Origin of the sequence: Herbaspirillum sp. meg3, from assembly GCF_002257565.1 — a bacterium.
In the GTDB taxonomy this organism is placed as follows: Bacteria; Pseudomonadota; Gammaproteobacteria; order Burkholderiales; family Burkholderiaceae_D; genus Herbaspirillum.
Window position 1 is genome coordinate 3,075,354 of the sequence record NZ_CP022736.1, and the last position, 13,772, is coordinate 3,089,125.

The following is a 13,772-nucleotide window of genomic DNA, read 5'->3' on the forward strand; positions in this document are numbered from 1 at the left end:
GCACTTCTTACTTAATTAATCTTGGACACCGCTACGTGCTTGAGCAGATCCGAAACCGAGGTTTGCATCGTGTCAGTCACCGGTGCTGGATACAGCCCCATCACCAGCACTGCAATCGCCAGCAAACCAAGGATGAAGAATTCACGCTTGTTGACGTCAGTCAGTTCTTCAACGTGATGATTGGTCACTGCGCCGAAGATCACACGCTTGGTCAGCCACAGCGAATAAGCCGCACCCAGAATCAGAGCAGTCGCGGACAGCAGGCCAATCCAGAAATTGAATTTGACGGCGCCCAGAATGACCATGAACTCACCCACGAAACCAGACGTCGCAGGCAGACCGCAGTTGGCCAGCGAAAACAAGATGAAGAACGCTGCAAAACGCGGCATCTTGTTGACCACACCGCCGTATTGCGCGATTTCACGAGTATGCATGCGGTCGTACAACACACCGATGGACATAAACATCGCGCCGGACACGAAGCCGTGAGAAATCATCTGTGCGATACCGCCCTGCACTGCCATGTCGTTGAACATGAAGAAGCCCAGCGTGACGAAACCCATGTGAGCAATCGACGAGTACGCCACCAGCTTCTTCATATCCTGCTGAACCAGTGCAACCAGACCGATGTAGATCACGGCGACCAGCGACAAGGTGATCATGAAACCGGACAACGCGTGGCTGGCATCAGGAGCGATCGGAAGCGAGAAACGCAGGAAACCGTATGCACCGAGCTTCAGCATGATCGCAGCCAGTACGATGGAACCACCGGTAGGCGCTTCCACGTGGGCGTCAGGCAGCCAGGTATGCACCGGCCACATTGGCACTTTGACCGCGAACGCCATCAGGAATGCGAAGAACAGCAGTTTTTGCTCGAGCATCGACAACGGCAGTTGATGCCATGTCGGGATTTCGAAGCTGCCGCCGGACACGATGTACAGATAAATCAGCGCGATCAGCATCAGCAAGGAGCCGAGCAAGGTGTACAGGAAGAACTTGAACGCAGCATAAACACGGTTTGCTCCGCCCCACACACCTACGATGATGAACATCGGAATCAGTGTGGCTTCGAAGAACACGTAGAACAGCATGCCGTCGAGTGCCGAGAACACGCCGATCATCAGACCGGACAGGATCAGGAAGGCGCCCATGTATTGCGCGACACGCTTCTGGATCACTTCCCAGCCTGCCAGCACCACGATCACGGTGATGAAGGCAGTCAGCGGAATGAACCACAGTGACAAACCGTCAATACCGAGGAAGTAGCTGATGTTGAAGCGATCGATCCAAGGCGTCTTCTCGACGAATTGGTAGCCGTGAGCGGCTGCATCGAAATGCAGAACCAGCGGAATCGTGACCAGCAAGCTGACGACTGCGCCAAGCAGCGACAGCCAACGCGCGATGGATGGATTTTCGTCGCGGCCCACTGCCAGGACGAGCACGCCAAACGCGACCGGACACCAGATCGCAAGGCTAAGGAGAGGAAAAGTTGACTGCATCATGGTTGTTATTTACTTTACTCCGCCAACTTATTTGGCAAACGGAAACGGCATGAACCAAACCAGGAAACCCAGCACCCCAATAATCATCACGAAAGCGTAATGGTAGATGTAACCGGATTGCCACAGGCGCGTGACTTTCGAGAACCAGTTGACGACCTTGGCGCTGCCATTGACGACCAGACCATCGATCAGGCCCTTGTCGCCGACAGTCCACAGACCGGTACCCAGCAAACGTGCACCACCGGCAAACACGACATCATTGAACTTGTCCATGTAGTACTTGTTGTCCAGGATGGTGTAGATCACGCTGAACTTGTCCTTGAACCAGGCTGGTACGCGCGGGTTGACCATGTAGAAGTAGTACGCCACGACGACGCCGGCAATCGCCAGCCACAGCGGTGCGGAGGTCAGCGAATGCACCGCCATCGCGATAGGACCGTGATATTCCTCAGCCAGCTCTTCGAGCGCTTTGTGGTTTTCACCGATGAAAATGACGTTCTTGAAGAAGTCGCCGAAGATCATGGGCGAAATCGCCAGGAAACCGATGATGACCGATGGAATTGCCAGCAGAATCAGCGGCAGTGTTACCACCAGCGGCGACTCATGCGGCTTCTGACCTGGGGCCAGACCGTGATGTTCGTGATCGTCGTGTGCGTGGTCATCGTGCGCGCCATGAGCGTCATGACCGTGCGCATGGTCAGCATGAGCAGCGTGTGCAGCAGCAACGCCAGCAACTGCACGTGCATGATGATCATCGTGGCCGTGTGCATCTGCCTTGCCGAAACGCTCTTCACCGTGGAACACCATGAAGTACATGCGGAAGGAGTAGAACGCTGTCACGAAAACGCTGGCCAGCACGGCAAAGTAGGCAAAACCGGAACCTGGCAGATGCGACGCTGCGGCTGCTTCGATGATGCTGTCCTTCGAGTAGAAACCCGAGAAGAATGGCGTCCCGATCAGTGCCAGCGAACCCAGCAACGAAGTGATCCAGGTGATCGGCATGTATTTACGCAGGCCGCCCATGTTGCGCATGTCCTGATCGTGATGCATGCCGATGATGACCGAACCTGCGCCAAGGAACAGCAAAGCCTTGAAGAATGCGTGCGTCATCAGATGAAACACCGCGACCGAGTAGGCCGAAGCGCCCAGTGCGACGGTCATGTAACCCAGTTGCGACAGTGTCGAATACGCCACCACGCGCTTGATGTCGGTTTGCATCGTGCCGAGGAACCCCATGAACAGTGCAGTAATCGCACCGATCACCAGAATCACGGACAAGGCGGTATCGGACAATTCAAACAGCGGCGACATGCGCGACACCATGAAGATACCGGCGGTCACCATGGTTGCCGCGTGAATCAGCGCGGAGATCGGGGTTGGACCTTCCATCGAATCCGGCAGCCAGACATGCAGCGGAAACTGTGCCGACTTACCCATCGCGCCGACGAACAGGCAGATACACGCCACCGTCAGCAGCATCCAGTCAGTACCCGGCAAGGTCAGTTGCGCCAACTCGCCACGCTTGGCGAAGACTTCGCCGTAGTTCATGGAACCGGCGTAAGCCAGCAGCAAACCGATACCGAGAATAAAGCCGAAGTCACCGACACGATTGACCAGGAAGGCCTTCATGTTGGCCTTGATTGCGGTCGGACGGGTGTACCAGAAGCCGATCAGCAGGTAGGAAACCAGACCCACTGCTTCCCAACCGAAGAACAGTTGCAGGAAGTTGTTGCTCATGACGAGCATCAGCATCGAGAACGTGAACAGCGAAATGTACGAGAAGAAGCGATTGTAGCCGTCGTCGTCCTTCATGTAGCCGATGGTGTAAATGTGAACCATCAGGGACACAAAGGTCACCACGCACATCATCATCGCGGTCAGGCTGTCGATCAGGAAACCGACTTCCAGCTTCAGGCCGGCAACCGTCATCCAGGTGTACAGCGTGCCGTTGTAGGTCGCGCCATCAATGACCGCCAGCAAAGTCTGAACGGAAATGATCAACGCGATCAATACGCCGAGGATGGTCGCCGTGTGCGATACCTTGCGGCCAACTACGTTGCCGAAGAATTTCGTACCGAGCAGGCCTGCAATTGCAGAACCGGCCAACGGCGCCAGTGGTACGGCTAAAAGAAGATGTGGGTTAAGTTGCCCCGCCATGATGAACCTTATCGCTATTTGGGTTCTCTTCGAATCACAAGGACTCTCGGAGAACGCCCATCTTTTAAATGAAATTTAAATTCAATCTACATGCACTGCGAAATGCACAACTACGCGCTTATCCCTTGAGCGTGTCCAGATCTTCGACGTTGATGGTGTCCAGATTACGGAACAGCACCACCAGAATCGCCAGACCAATTGCGGACTCAGCAGCTGCCACGGTCAGGATGAAGAACACGAAGATCTGCCCTGCTGCGTCGCCGAGATAATGCGAGAAAGCAATGAAGTTCATATTCACCGCCAACAACATCAATTCGATTGCCATCAGCAACACGATGACGTTCTTGCGGTTCAGAAAAATACCTACGATCGAGATCGCGAACAGAATCGCGCCGAGGATCAGATAATGCGAGAGCGAAAGAGTCATGATTGCGCCGCTCCTTAAGGTTGTTGTTCCGCGCCGGATGCCTGAGCATCGCCGCCGGTGTTACGAGTGGATTCCGACTTCATCTTGACCAGACGCACACGATCGGTGCTCTTGACCTTGACGGCATCCGCCGGGGAGAAGTATTTGCTGTCCTTGCGGCGGCGCAGTGTCAGGGCAACAGCGGCGACGATAGCGACCAGGAGGATAACGGCAGCAACTTCAAACGCATACACGTATTCGGTGTAAATCAGCATACCCAACGCTTTGGTGCCGCCGATGGTGTTGGATGCGGCAGGCACTTGCGCCTCCGGAGCCCAGAAGCTGCGCAGCAAGACAGCGGCCATTTCCAGCACGATGACCACGCCGATTGTTGCAGCCAGCGGGAAGTACCCCCAGAAGCCTTCTCGCATCTTGTCGAGATTGATATCGAGCATCATCACCACGAACAGGAACAGCACCATCACCGCCCCGACGTAGACCAGCACCAGCACAATGGCCAGGAACTCGGCCTTCAGCAGCATCCAGATGCCGGCCGCCGAAAAGAAGGCCAACACAAGAAACAGGGCCGCATGCACCGGATTGCGGGCAGTAATAACGCGTAATGCAGCGAGCACGAGGACCACTGAAAACGCATAGAACAAGACAGTTTTAAATTCCATAATCAACCAAAAAGTTGGCTAAATCAGCATCAGATCATCCGACCACTTGATCCATCGATCAAGCGCCCCAACAAACATCAGACTCGATCATCTCAGCGGCACGCAACAACGAACAAACAAGCATGCCGTCCCGAATTCAATTAACGATATGCAGCGTCTGCGGTACGCGCAGCAGCGATTTCATTTTCGTAACGATCACCAACGGCCAGCAGCATTTCCTTGGTGTAGTACAGGTCGCCGCGCTTTTCGCCGTGGTATTCGAGAATGTGCGTTTCGACGATGGAATCGACCGGGCAGGACTCTTCGCAGAAACCGCAGAAAATGCATTTGGTCAGATCGATGTCGTAACGCGTGGTACGGCGTGAACCGTCGTCACGCTGTTCCGATTCAATCGTGATTGCCATCGCCGGGCAGACTGCTTCACACAGTTTGCAGGCGATGCAACGCTCTTCACCGTTCGGGTAGCGACGCAAAGCGTGCAGACCGCGGAAACGCGGTGACTGCGGCGTCTTCTCTTCCGGGAATTGAATCGTGATCTTGCGCGCAAACAGATAGCGGCCTGTCAGGGCCAGGCCCTTGAACAGCTCCCGCAGCAGCAGGCTGTTGAAAAAATCTTTAATAGCTTCCATGCTTCTCACCTCAGCCTTTATCCATTACTTCCAAATATTCCACGAGGTCTGCATCCAGGTCGCGACGATCACCAGATACACCAGCGTCAGCGGAATGAACACTTTCCAGCCCAGACGCATGATCTGGTCATAGCGATAGCGCGGGAACGATGCACGCACCCAGACAAACAGCGACACCACGAGGAACGTCTTGATACCGAGCCAGATCCAGCCTGGGATGAAGTCCAGGAAACTGACCGGTGATGCCCAACCGCCCAGGAACAGCAGCGAAGCGAGGATCGAAATCAACCACATGTTGGCGTATTCAGCCAGGAAGAACATGGCGAACGACATACCCGAGTATTCAATCATGTGACCGGCAACGATTTCCGATTCACCTTCCACCACGTCAAACGGATGACGATTGGTTTCAGCGATACCGGAGATGACGTAGATCACGAAAATCGGCAACAGCGACAACCAGTTCCACGACAGGAAGCTCAGGCCGTGCGAAGCAAAGTAACCTTTGCCCTGGCTGGTAACGATGTCGATCATGTTCAGGCTGCCGGAAACCATCAGCACCACGACCAGACAGAAGCCCATCGAAATTTCGTAAGACACCATCTGTGCCGACGCGCGCATCGCACCGAGGAAAGCGTACTTCGAATTGGACGCCCAACCGGCGATGATGACACCGTAGACTTCCATCGAGGTAATCGCCATCACGAACAGCAGACCTGCGTTGACGTTCGCGATGACAGCTTCAGGGCCAAACGGAATCACGGCCCATGCGGCGACAGCCGGCATGATGGTCATGATTGGCGCGATGAAGAACAACACCTTGTTCGCGCGCGAGGGTGTGGTCACTTCCTTGAAGATCAGCTTCAAGGCATCGGCGATTGGCTGCAGCAGACCTGCAGGACCGACGCGGTTAGGGCCAAGACGGATGTGCATCCAACCGATCAGCTTGCGCTCCCAGTAAGTCAGGTACGCCACGCTGATAAGCAGCGGGATCAATACGGCCAGAATTTTCAGCAGACTCCAGACGAAAGTCCACACGTACGGCCATGCCGTCCCCAGATAGTTGGGGCCAACTGCATTGATATTGGCAATCAGTTGATCCATTACGCTTTCTCCACAACGATTGCGCCAAACATGCTGCCCAGATTAGCGGTGCTTGCATGGGCTGCAGCCACACGTACGACGTTTTCCGGCAGCTTCTTGTCGATATCCGCAGTCAGCACTGCACTGCCCTGTCCTTGCTTGACGCTTACGCGGTCACCGGCAACGATGCCGAGTTTTTGCGACAGCGCGACCGACAGCCATGCCTTCGGTGCCTGGCCATCTTGCGTTTGCAACAATGCAGGCGAGCGGCGGGCGATCGCGTCAGTGAAGTGAATAGGCACATCCGCAACACGTTCCAGCGCGCCGTTGGCAGCACCATTGGCAGCTTGCAGAGCCAGCTTGGAGACGTTGTTCAGACGGGCGGACAAATCAGTCTCAGCACCAATCACTTCGGCGCGAATCGCTTCCGATGTTTCGTAGTCGAAGTTTTGCAGACCCAGCAGGTTCCCCAGAACGCGCAACACCTTCCATGCCGGACGCGCGTCGCCCAATGGCTTGACGGTACCGTTGAAGCTTTGTGCACGGCCTTCGGCATTGACGAAAGTACCGGATGTTTCGGTAAATGGTGCGATCGGCAGCAACACATCGGCGTAATCGGCGCCATGTTTGTATGCAGACATGACGACAACCATTTCAGCTTGCTTCAGCGCTGCAGTGGCGACTTGCGGGTCATGGCTATCCAGTTCCGGCTCGGCATTCAGCAGTACATAGGCTTTGCGTGGCTGCGCAAAAGCTTGCAGCGCGTTGACGCCGTCTTTGCCTGGAATCGCATTGGCCAGATAACCACCGACGGTATTGCCGCCTTCAGTCAGATAACCCAGTTTGGCACCGGTTTGTTCTGCAATCCATTGTGCCGCAGCGTGCAGTTGCGACGCTTGCGGATGCTGTGCAGCGGCATTGCCCAGGAATACGGCCTTTGACGTACCCGACAGCAGGCTTGCTGCAGTTTGCTTGGCGGCTTGCGATGCTTCCACGCCTTCGAAACCGGCAGGGACTGCAACGCTCTTGGCTTGCGCGACCGCGACAACAACTTCGCTCAGCGCGGACAACCATGCGGACGGTGCTGCGATGATCTTGTTGGCAACCGGCATCAGCAGGTCGTCATCAGTTGCGTGCACAATGCTGATCTTGGCGCCGCTCTTTACTGCTTGACGCAGACGCGCGGTCAGCAGCGGGTGATCCTTACGCAGGAACGAGCCGATGATCAAAGCACGATTCAGTTGCGAGAACTCGACGATCGACATGCCCAGCCAAGGATTGACCTGGTGGTCGAGCGCGAAGTCGGACTGGCGCAGGCGGAAATCGATGTTTTCCGAGCCCATGCCGCGCACGACTTTTTGCAGCAATGTCAGCTCTTCCAGTGTCGAGTACGGTGTAGCCAATGCAGCGATGGCGCTTGCGCCGTGTTCATGGCGGATATTACGCAGGCCGTGCGCGACGTATTCCAGCGCAACTTGCCATTCCACTTCTTGCCATTTGCCGTCTTGCTTGAGCATCGGCTTGGTCAGACGCTCTTCGCTGTCCAGCGCTTCGTAAGCAAAACGATCTTTATCGGTGATCCAGCATTCGTTGACGTCTTCGTTCTCCAGCGGCAGAACGCGCATCACCTTGCCGCCCTTGACCTGAACGATCAGGTTGGAGCCAATGCTGTCGTGCGGGCTGACCGACTTGCGACGCGACAATTCCCAGGTGCGCGCGGCGTAGCGGAACGGCTTGGATGTCAGTGCGCCGACCGGGCACAGATCGATCATGTTGCCGGACAGCTCGGAATTGACGGTATTGCCGACGAATGTCGTGATTTCGGAATGTTCACCGCGACCCAGCATGCCCAGTTCCATGACGCCGGCGACTTCCTGGCCGAAACGTACGCAACGCGTGCAGTGGATGCAACGGTTCATTTCCTTCATGGAGATCAGCGGGCCGACGTCCTTAGGAGGAACGACGCGCTTCTCTTCTTCGTAACGGGAAGCGGAGCCTCCGTAACCGACAGCCAAATCCTGCAATTGGCACTCGCCGCCCTGATCGCAGATCGGGCAATCCAGCGGGTGATTGATCAGCAGGAATTCCATGACGCCTTTTTGCGCCTTGACTGCCTTGTCGCTTGCGGTGCGGACGATCATGCCGGCGGTCACCGGAGTGGCGCAGGCCGGCAACGGCTTCGGCGCCTTCTCTACGTCGACCAGACACATGCGGCAGTTAGCCGCAATGGATAATTTTTTGTGATAGCAAAAGTGAGGAATGTAAGTGCCGACCTTGTTGGCAGCATCCATAACCATGCTGCCTTCTTGCACTTCAACTTTTTTGCCGTCTATTTCGATTTCAACCATGGCTTTTTGCCCAAGCTAAGTATTCTTTTGACCTTGAAGACATGCGCCCTGCTCTGTTGCCGAATGCATGTCTTGCCGTGCTGCTCAACTTTATCGCTAACTCTGTCGATCAGATATAAGCTGGCACCGAGCAGTGTTTATGCTCGATGTGATACTCAAATTCTTCGCGGAAATTCTTGATGAAAGCACGTACCGGCATCGCCGCCGCATCGCCCAGCGCGCAAATGGTGCGGCCTTGGATGTTATCGGCAACCGAGTTCAGCACATCGAGGTCTTCCAGCTTGCCGTGACCGTTTTCGATACGTTCGACCATGCGGTACATCCAGCCAGTACCTTCGCGGCATGGCGTACATTGACCGCAGGACTCTTCGTAGTAGAAGTAAGCCAGACGCAGCAGCGACTTGACCATGCAGCGTGTTTCATCCATCACGATGACCGCGCCAGAACCCAGCATCGAGCCGGCCTTGGCGATGGCGTCGTAATCCATGGTGGTTTCCATCATGATGTCGCCGCGAATCACCGGAGCGGACGAGCCACCAGGAATGACAGCCTTGATCTTTTTGCCGCCGCGCATGCCGCCGGCCAGTTCCAGCAATGTGGAGAATGGCGTGCCCAGCGGAATTTCGTAATTGCCTGGACGTTCGACGTCGCCCGAGATCGAGAAGATCTTGGTGCCGCCGTTGTTTGGCTTGCCGATATCGGCGTACGCTTGTGCACCGATCTTGAAGATGAACGGAACAGCGGCGAATGTTTCGGTGTTGTTGATCGTGGTTGGTTTACCGTACAGGCCGAAGCTGGCAGGAAACGGCGGTTTGAAGCGCGGTTGGCCTTTCTTGCCTTCCAGCGACTCCAGCAGTGCGGTTTCTTCGCCGCAGATGTAGGCGCCATAACCATGGTGACCGTGCAACTGGAAGCTGAAGTTGGTGCCGAGGATGTTATCGCCAAGGAAACCTGCCGCACGCGCTTCTTCCAACGCTTCTTCAAAACGCAGATACGCGTCGAAGATTTCGCCGTGGATGTAGTTGTAACCGACCGTGATGCCCATCGCATAACCGCCGATGATCATGCCTTCGATCAGAGAGTGCGGGTTATAACGAATGATGTCGCGGTCTTTGAATGTACCTGGTTCGCCTTCATCGCTGTTGCAGACGAGGTATTTTTGACCAGGAAACTGACGCGGCATGAAGCTCCACTTCAGCCCCGTCGGAAAGCCAGCACCGCCACGACCACGCAAGCCGGAAGCCTTCAGTTCAGCGATGACTTGTTCAGGAGTGATGTTTTCAGCGAGGATGCGCTTGAGCGACTCGTAGCCGCCGCGCTTGACGTAATCCTCCAGATGCCAGTTCTGGCCGTCCAGATCCGCCAGAATCAGCGGTTTGATATGACGATCGTGCAGACAAGTCATTTCTTCAGTTCCTCCAGCAGCGCGTCGATCTTGTCGTTCGACATCCAGCTGCACATGCGGTGGTTATTGACCAGCATGACAGGTGCGTCGCCGCATGCGCCCATGCATTCGCCTTCAACGATCGTGAACTGACCGTCAGCAGTGGTTTCCTTGTAGCCGACACCGAGCTTGTGCTTCAGATGATGCGCTGCGCGATCGCCGCCCGACAACAGGCAAGGCAAATTCGTACAGACGGTAATCTTGTGCTTACCCTGCGGGCTGGTGTTGTACATGTTGTAGAACGTGGCGACTTCTTGCACCGCGACCGCAGGCATGCCGATGTAATCAGCGATTTCCTGTTGCAGCTCGGCAGGCAGCCAGCCGTGTTCATCCTGAGCAATGCGCAGCGCGGACATGACCGCAGACTGGCGTTGATCTGCCGGATATTTCGCGAGTTCGCGATCGATTTTCTTTAGAGCGTCTTGACTTAACAGCATATCGTTGGCCATCCGTGCGCATAGTCCTTTGAGAACTCGCGCGGGTTTATCGGATATTCCCCAGAACCTAATGGGTTTTAAAAAACATCCACTGACCGGCTTACTTCACCGGTTATCGGTCGATTTCACCAAACACAATGTCTTGCGTACCGATGATTGTGACTGCATCGGCAATCATGTGACCCTTTGCCATTTCATTCAGACTCGACAAATGCGCGAAACCTGGCGCGCGAATCTTCATGCGGTATGGCTTGTTGGCGCCATCCGACACCAGGTAGATACCGAACTCGCCCTTCGGATGCTCAACGGCAGCATATGTCTCACCCGGCGGCACGTGGAAGCCTTCGGTGAACAGTTTGAAGTGGTGAATCAGATCTTCCATGTTGGACTTCATGTCCATGCGCGGAGGCGGAGCAATCTTGTGGTTGTCGATGATGACCGGGCCTGGATTGTTACGCAGCCATTCGACGCATTGCTTGATGATGCGGTTGGATTGGCGCATTTCTTCCACGCGGACCAGATAGCGATCGTAGCTATCGCCGTTCTTGCCGACGGGGATATCAAAATCCAGCAGATCGTAGACTTCGTACGGTTGCTTCTTGCGCAGATCCCATTCGATACCCGAACCACGCAGCATTGGGCCGGTGAAGCCCATGGCCATTGCACGTTCAGGCGAGACCACACCGATGCCGACCAGACGCTGCTTCCAGATACGATTGTCGGTCAGCAGTGTTTCGTACTCATCGACATATTTCGGGAAACGGTTGGTGAAGTCCTCAATGAAGTCCAGCATCGAACCCTGGCGATTTTCATTGAGTTGCTTGATTGCCTTGTCATTGCGGATGATCGATGCCTTGTACTGCGGCATGGTATCCGGCAAATCGCGATAAACGCCGCCCGGACGATAGTAGGCAGCATGCATACGAGCGCCGGAGACGGCTTCGTAGCAATCCATCAAATCTTCGCGTTCGCGGAAGGCGTACAGCAGAACACCCATGGCGCCGACGTCCAGGCCGTGCGCGCCGATCCACATCAGGTGGTTCAACAGACGGGTGATTTCATCGAACATCACGCGGATGTACTGAGCACGCATCGGCACTTCGATGCCGAGCAGCTTTTCGATCGCCATGACATAGGCGTGTTCGTTACACATCATCGACACGTAGTCGAGACGATCCATGTAAGGAACCGATTGCAGGTAGGTTTTTTGCTCGGCCAGCTTTTCGGTTGCGCGATGCAGCAGACCGATATGCGGGTCGGCACGCTGGATAACTTCACCGTCGAGCTCAAGCACCAGACGCAACACACCGTGTGCGGCAGGATGCTGAGGACCAAAGTTCAGCGTGTAATTCTTGATTTCAGCCATTATTTAATCCCGTAATTTTCTTCACGAATGACACGCGGCGTAATTTCGCGCGGCTCAATCGTTACGGGTTGATAAACCACGCGTTTTTGCTCAGCGTCGTAGCGCATTTCGACATAGCCCGATACCGGGAAGTCTTTGCGGAACGGATGACCGATGAAGCCATAATCGGTGAGGATACGACGCAAGTCGTCGTGCCCATCGAACAAGATGCCGAAGAAATCAAAGGCTTCTCGCTCATACCAATTGGCGGAGGACCAGATACCAGTCACCGAGGCTACCAAAGGCAATTCATCATCAGGAGCAAAAACACGGACGCGAACGCGCCAGTTATGGCTGATCGACAGCAGATGAGACACCACGGCAAAACGCGGACCATCCCAGACGCCATCGCCATAGGTCGAGTAATCCACGCCGCACAGATCAATCAATTCTTCGAAACGGGTGTCGGCGTGATCGCGCAGAACGCGCATCGCCGACAGATAATCGGCTTGCTTGACCACAATCGTGACCTCGCCCAAAGCCACCGTCAAATTCTGAAGATACCCCCCAAGCGCATTGCGCAAGGCAGCTTCGAGAGCTTCCAATTTTGTCGTCATTCTGACCCTTCCACTCTCTTCTTATCGCGCAATGGTATTGGTACGCTTGATCTTGTTTTGCAGCTGGATCACGCCATACAGCAGTGCTTCTGCCGTTGGTGGGCAACCTGGCACGTATACGTCTACAGGCACAATGCGATCGCAACCGCGCACAACGGAATACGAGTAGTGGTAATAACCACCGCCGTTGGCACAGGAACCCATCGAGATCACCCAACGCGGCTCGGCCATCTGGTCGTACACCTTGCGCAGCGCCGGCGCCATCTTATTGCACAGCGTACCGGCAACAATCATGAGATCGGATTGACGCGGAGACGGACGGAACACAGCGCCAAAACGATCAAGATCGTAACGCGATGCGCCAGCGTGCATCATTTCAACCGCACAGCAAGCCAGACCAAAAGTCATCGGCCACAAAGAGCCGGTACGGGTCCAGTTGATTACCTTATCCAGCGAGGTGGTAACAAACCCTTCGTTTAATACGCCTTCAATTGACATGGCTCACTCCCAATCCAGGGCACCCTTTTTCCAGATGTACCAAAAACCGACAACAAATTCGGCGATGAACACCATCATCGTCATGTAGCCAGACCAGCCCAAGTCGCGCATGGAAACGCCCCAAGGGAAGAAAAATGCAGTTTCGAGATCGAACAGAATAAACAGAATGGCGACGAGGTAATAACGCACATCGAACTTCATGCGCGCATCTTCAAAAGCCTCGAATCCGCATTCGTAAGGAGAGGTCTTTTGCGCATCAGGTCTGTGGGGACCAAGCAAACGACCGAGTAACTGAGGAGCGACACCAACAGCGATGCCGATTAGGATAAACAATAGAACTGGAAAGTAATTTTCGAGGTTCACGATTAGGCGTAGGTTTGTTGATAATTAGCGGAATGATTCTCAATATCAAACAGCTTTTCCCTCGTCAAAAAGCCAGCTCAGGATTTTGTCCCTTGCTGGCTTTTCTAGATATTTCATGGTGCCGACGACGAGACTCGAACTCGTACAGCTTTCGCCACTACCCCCTCAAGATAGCGTGTCTACCAATTTCACCACGTCGGCTTGAGACTGCAATTGTAACCCGTTTTGATGCTCTTGTTCAATGCACAATCACACTAAAACTT

At 54.8% G+C, this 13,772-nt stretch carries 13 protein-coding genes and 1 tRNA gene; all 14 read right to left on the bottom strand.

All coding sequences use genetic code 11. The features are described 5' to 3' along the window. Nucleotides 1-11 precede the first annotated feature (11 nt). A complete protein-coding gene (locus tag hmeg3_RS13725) occupies nucleotides 12-1,502 on the bottom strand; it encodes an NADH-quinone oxidoreductase subunit M (protein ID WP_094564218.1) in 1,491 nt (496 codons plus the stop codon). A 27-nt stretch (nucleotides 1,503-1,529) separates the two neighbouring features. Beyond that, nucleotides 1,530-3,659 carry an NADH-quinone oxidoreductase subunit L gene (gene nuoL, locus hmeg3_RS13730; protein ID WP_094564219.1) on the bottom strand — a complete coding sequence of 710 codons (2,130 nt, stop codon included), beginning with the start codon at nucleotides 3,657-3,659 and terminating at the stop codon, nucleotides 1,530-1,532. Nucleotides 3,660-3,777: 118 nt separating this feature from the next. Continuing rightward, nucleotides 3,778-4,086, bottom strand: a complete 309-nt coding sequence (gene nuoK, locus hmeg3_RS13735) for an NADH-quinone oxidoreductase subunit NuoK (protein ID WP_016832380.1) — start codon at nucleotides 4,084-4,086, stop codon at nucleotides 3,778-3,780. Between the two features lie 14 nt (nucleotides 4,087-4,100). Beyond that, entirely contained in the window at nucleotides 4,101-4,745 is a 645-nt protein-coding gene (locus hmeg3_RS13740) for an NADH-quinone oxidoreductase subunit J (protein WP_094564220.1), read from the bottom strand. A 140-nt stretch (nucleotides 4,746-4,885) separates the two neighbouring features. Further along, nucleotides 4,886-5,374 (bottom strand): NADH-quinone oxidoreductase subunit NuoI, encoded by a 489-nt coding sequence (nuoI, locus tag hmeg3_RS13745; protein WP_050477753.1) that lies wholly within the window; start codon nucleotides 5,372-5,374, stop codon nucleotides 4,886-4,888. Nucleotides 5,375-5,398: 24 nt separating this feature from the next. After that, a complete protein-coding gene (gene nuoH / locus hmeg3_RS13750) occupies nucleotides 5,399-6,478 on the bottom strand; it encodes an NADH-quinone oxidoreductase subunit NuoH (RefSeq protein ID WP_094564221.1) in 1,080 nt (359 codons plus the stop codon). After that, complete coding sequence (gene nuoG, locus hmeg3_RS13755; protein WP_094564222.1) at nucleotides 6,478-8,805, bottom strand: NADH-quinone oxidoreductase subunit NuoG; 2,328 nt, start codon at nucleotides 8,803-8,805, stop codon at nucleotides 6,478-6,480. Before nuoG ends, nuoH begins: the two co-directional genes overlap by 1 nt. 109 nt (nucleotides 8,806-8,914) lie before the next feature. Continuing rightward, nucleotides 8,915-10,210 (bottom strand): NADH-quinone oxidoreductase subunit NuoF, encoded by a 1,296-nt coding sequence (nuoF, locus tag hmeg3_RS13760; protein WP_094564223.1) that lies wholly within the window; start codon nucleotides 10,208-10,210, stop codon nucleotides 8,915-8,917. After that, the gene (nuoE, locus tag hmeg3_RS13765; RefSeq protein ID WP_094564224.1) at nucleotides 10,207-10,698 is read right to left on the bottom strand and encodes an NADH-quinone oxidoreductase subunit NuoE; all 492 of its coding nucleotides are present in this window, start codon (nucleotides 10,696-10,698) and stop codon (nucleotides 10,207-10,209) included. The genes nuoF and nuoE overlap by 4 nt, the downstream gene beginning before the upstream one ends. 100 nt (nucleotides 10,699-10,798) lie before the next feature. After that, nucleotides 10,799-12,052 carry an NADH-quinone oxidoreductase subunit D gene (locus hmeg3_RS13770; protein ID WP_094564225.1) on the bottom strand — a complete coding sequence of 418 codons (1,254 nt, stop codon included), beginning with the start codon at nucleotides 12,050-12,052 and terminating at the stop codon, nucleotides 10,799-10,801. Then, the gene (locus hmeg3_RS13775; protein WP_094564226.1) at nucleotides 12,052-12,648 is read right to left on the bottom strand and encodes an NADH-quinone oxidoreductase subunit C; all 597 of its coding nucleotides are present in this window, start codon (nucleotides 12,646-12,648) and stop codon (nucleotides 12,052-12,054) included. The genes hmeg3_RS13770 and hmeg3_RS13775 overlap by 1 nt, the downstream gene beginning before the upstream one ends. Before the next feature lie 21 nt (nucleotides 12,649-12,669). Further along, nucleotides 12,670-13,146, bottom strand: a complete 477-nt coding sequence (locus tag hmeg3_RS13780) for an NADH-quinone oxidoreductase subunit B family protein (RefSeq protein WP_007881947.1) — start codon at nucleotides 13,144-13,146, stop codon at nucleotides 12,670-12,672. Between the two features lie 3 nt (nucleotides 13,147-13,149). Continuing rightward, nucleotides 13,150-13,509 (bottom strand): NADH-quinone oxidoreductase subunit A, encoded by a 360-nt coding sequence (locus tag hmeg3_RS13785; protein ID WP_050477760.1) that lies wholly within the window; start codon nucleotides 13,507-13,509, stop codon nucleotides 13,150-13,152. A 116-nt stretch (nucleotides 13,510-13,625) separates the two neighbouring features. Further along, nucleotides 13,626-13,710 (bottom strand) — tRNA-Leu (locus hmeg3_RS13790). Nucleotides 13,711-13,772: the final 62 nt, after the last annotated feature.

What these genes read in the sequence shown, in the direction of transcription:
- hmeg3_RS13725 (WP_094564218.1), bottom strand. Translation starts at nt 1,502, where the DNA reads ATGATGCAGTCAACTTTTCCTCTCCTTAGCCTTGCGATCTGGTGTCCG.
- nuoL (WP_094564219.1), bottom strand. Translation starts at nt 3,659, where the DNA reads ATGGCGGGGCAACTTAACCCACATCTTCTTTTAGCCGTACCACTGGCG.
- nuoK (WP_016832380.1), bottom strand. Translation starts at nt 4,086, where the DNA reads ATGACTCTTTCGCTCTCGCATTATCTGATCCTCGGCGCGATTCTGTTC.
- hmeg3_RS13740 (WP_094564220.1), bottom strand. Translation starts at nt 4,745, where the DNA reads ATGGAATTTAAAACTGTCTTGTTCTATGCGTTTTCAGTGGTCCTCGTG.
- nuoI (WP_050477753.1), bottom strand. Translation starts at nt 5,374, where the DNA reads ATGGAAGCTATTAAAGATTTTTTCAACAGCCTGCTGCTGCGGGAGCTG.
- nuoH (WP_094564221.1), bottom strand. Translation starts at nt 6,478, where the DNA reads ATGGATCAACTGATTGCCAATATCAATGCAGTTGGCCCCAACTATCTG.
- nuoG (WP_094564222.1), bottom strand. Translation starts at nt 8,805, where the DNA reads ATGGTTGAAATCGAAATAGACGGCAAAAAAGTTGAAGTGCAAGAAGGC.
- nuoF (WP_094564223.1), bottom strand. Translation starts at nt 10,210, where the DNA reads ATGACTTGTCTGCACGATCGTCATATCAAACCGCTGATTCTGGCGGAT.
- nuoE (WP_094564224.1), bottom strand. Translation starts at nt 10,698, where the DNA reads ATGGCCAACGATATGCTGTTAAGTCAAGACGCTCTAAAGAAAATCGAT.
- hmeg3_RS13770 (WP_094564225.1), bottom strand. Translation starts at nt 12,052, where the DNA reads ATGGCTGAAATCAAGAATTACACGCTGAACTTTGGTCCTCAGCATCCT.
- hmeg3_RS13775 (WP_094564226.1), bottom strand. Translation starts at nt 12,648, where the DNA reads ATGACGACAAAATTGGAAGCTCTCGAAGCTGCCTTGCGCAATGCGCTT.
- hmeg3_RS13780 (WP_007881947.1), bottom strand. Translation starts at nt 13,146, where the DNA reads ATGTCAATTGAAGGCGTATTAAACGAAGGGTTTGTTACCACCTCGCTG.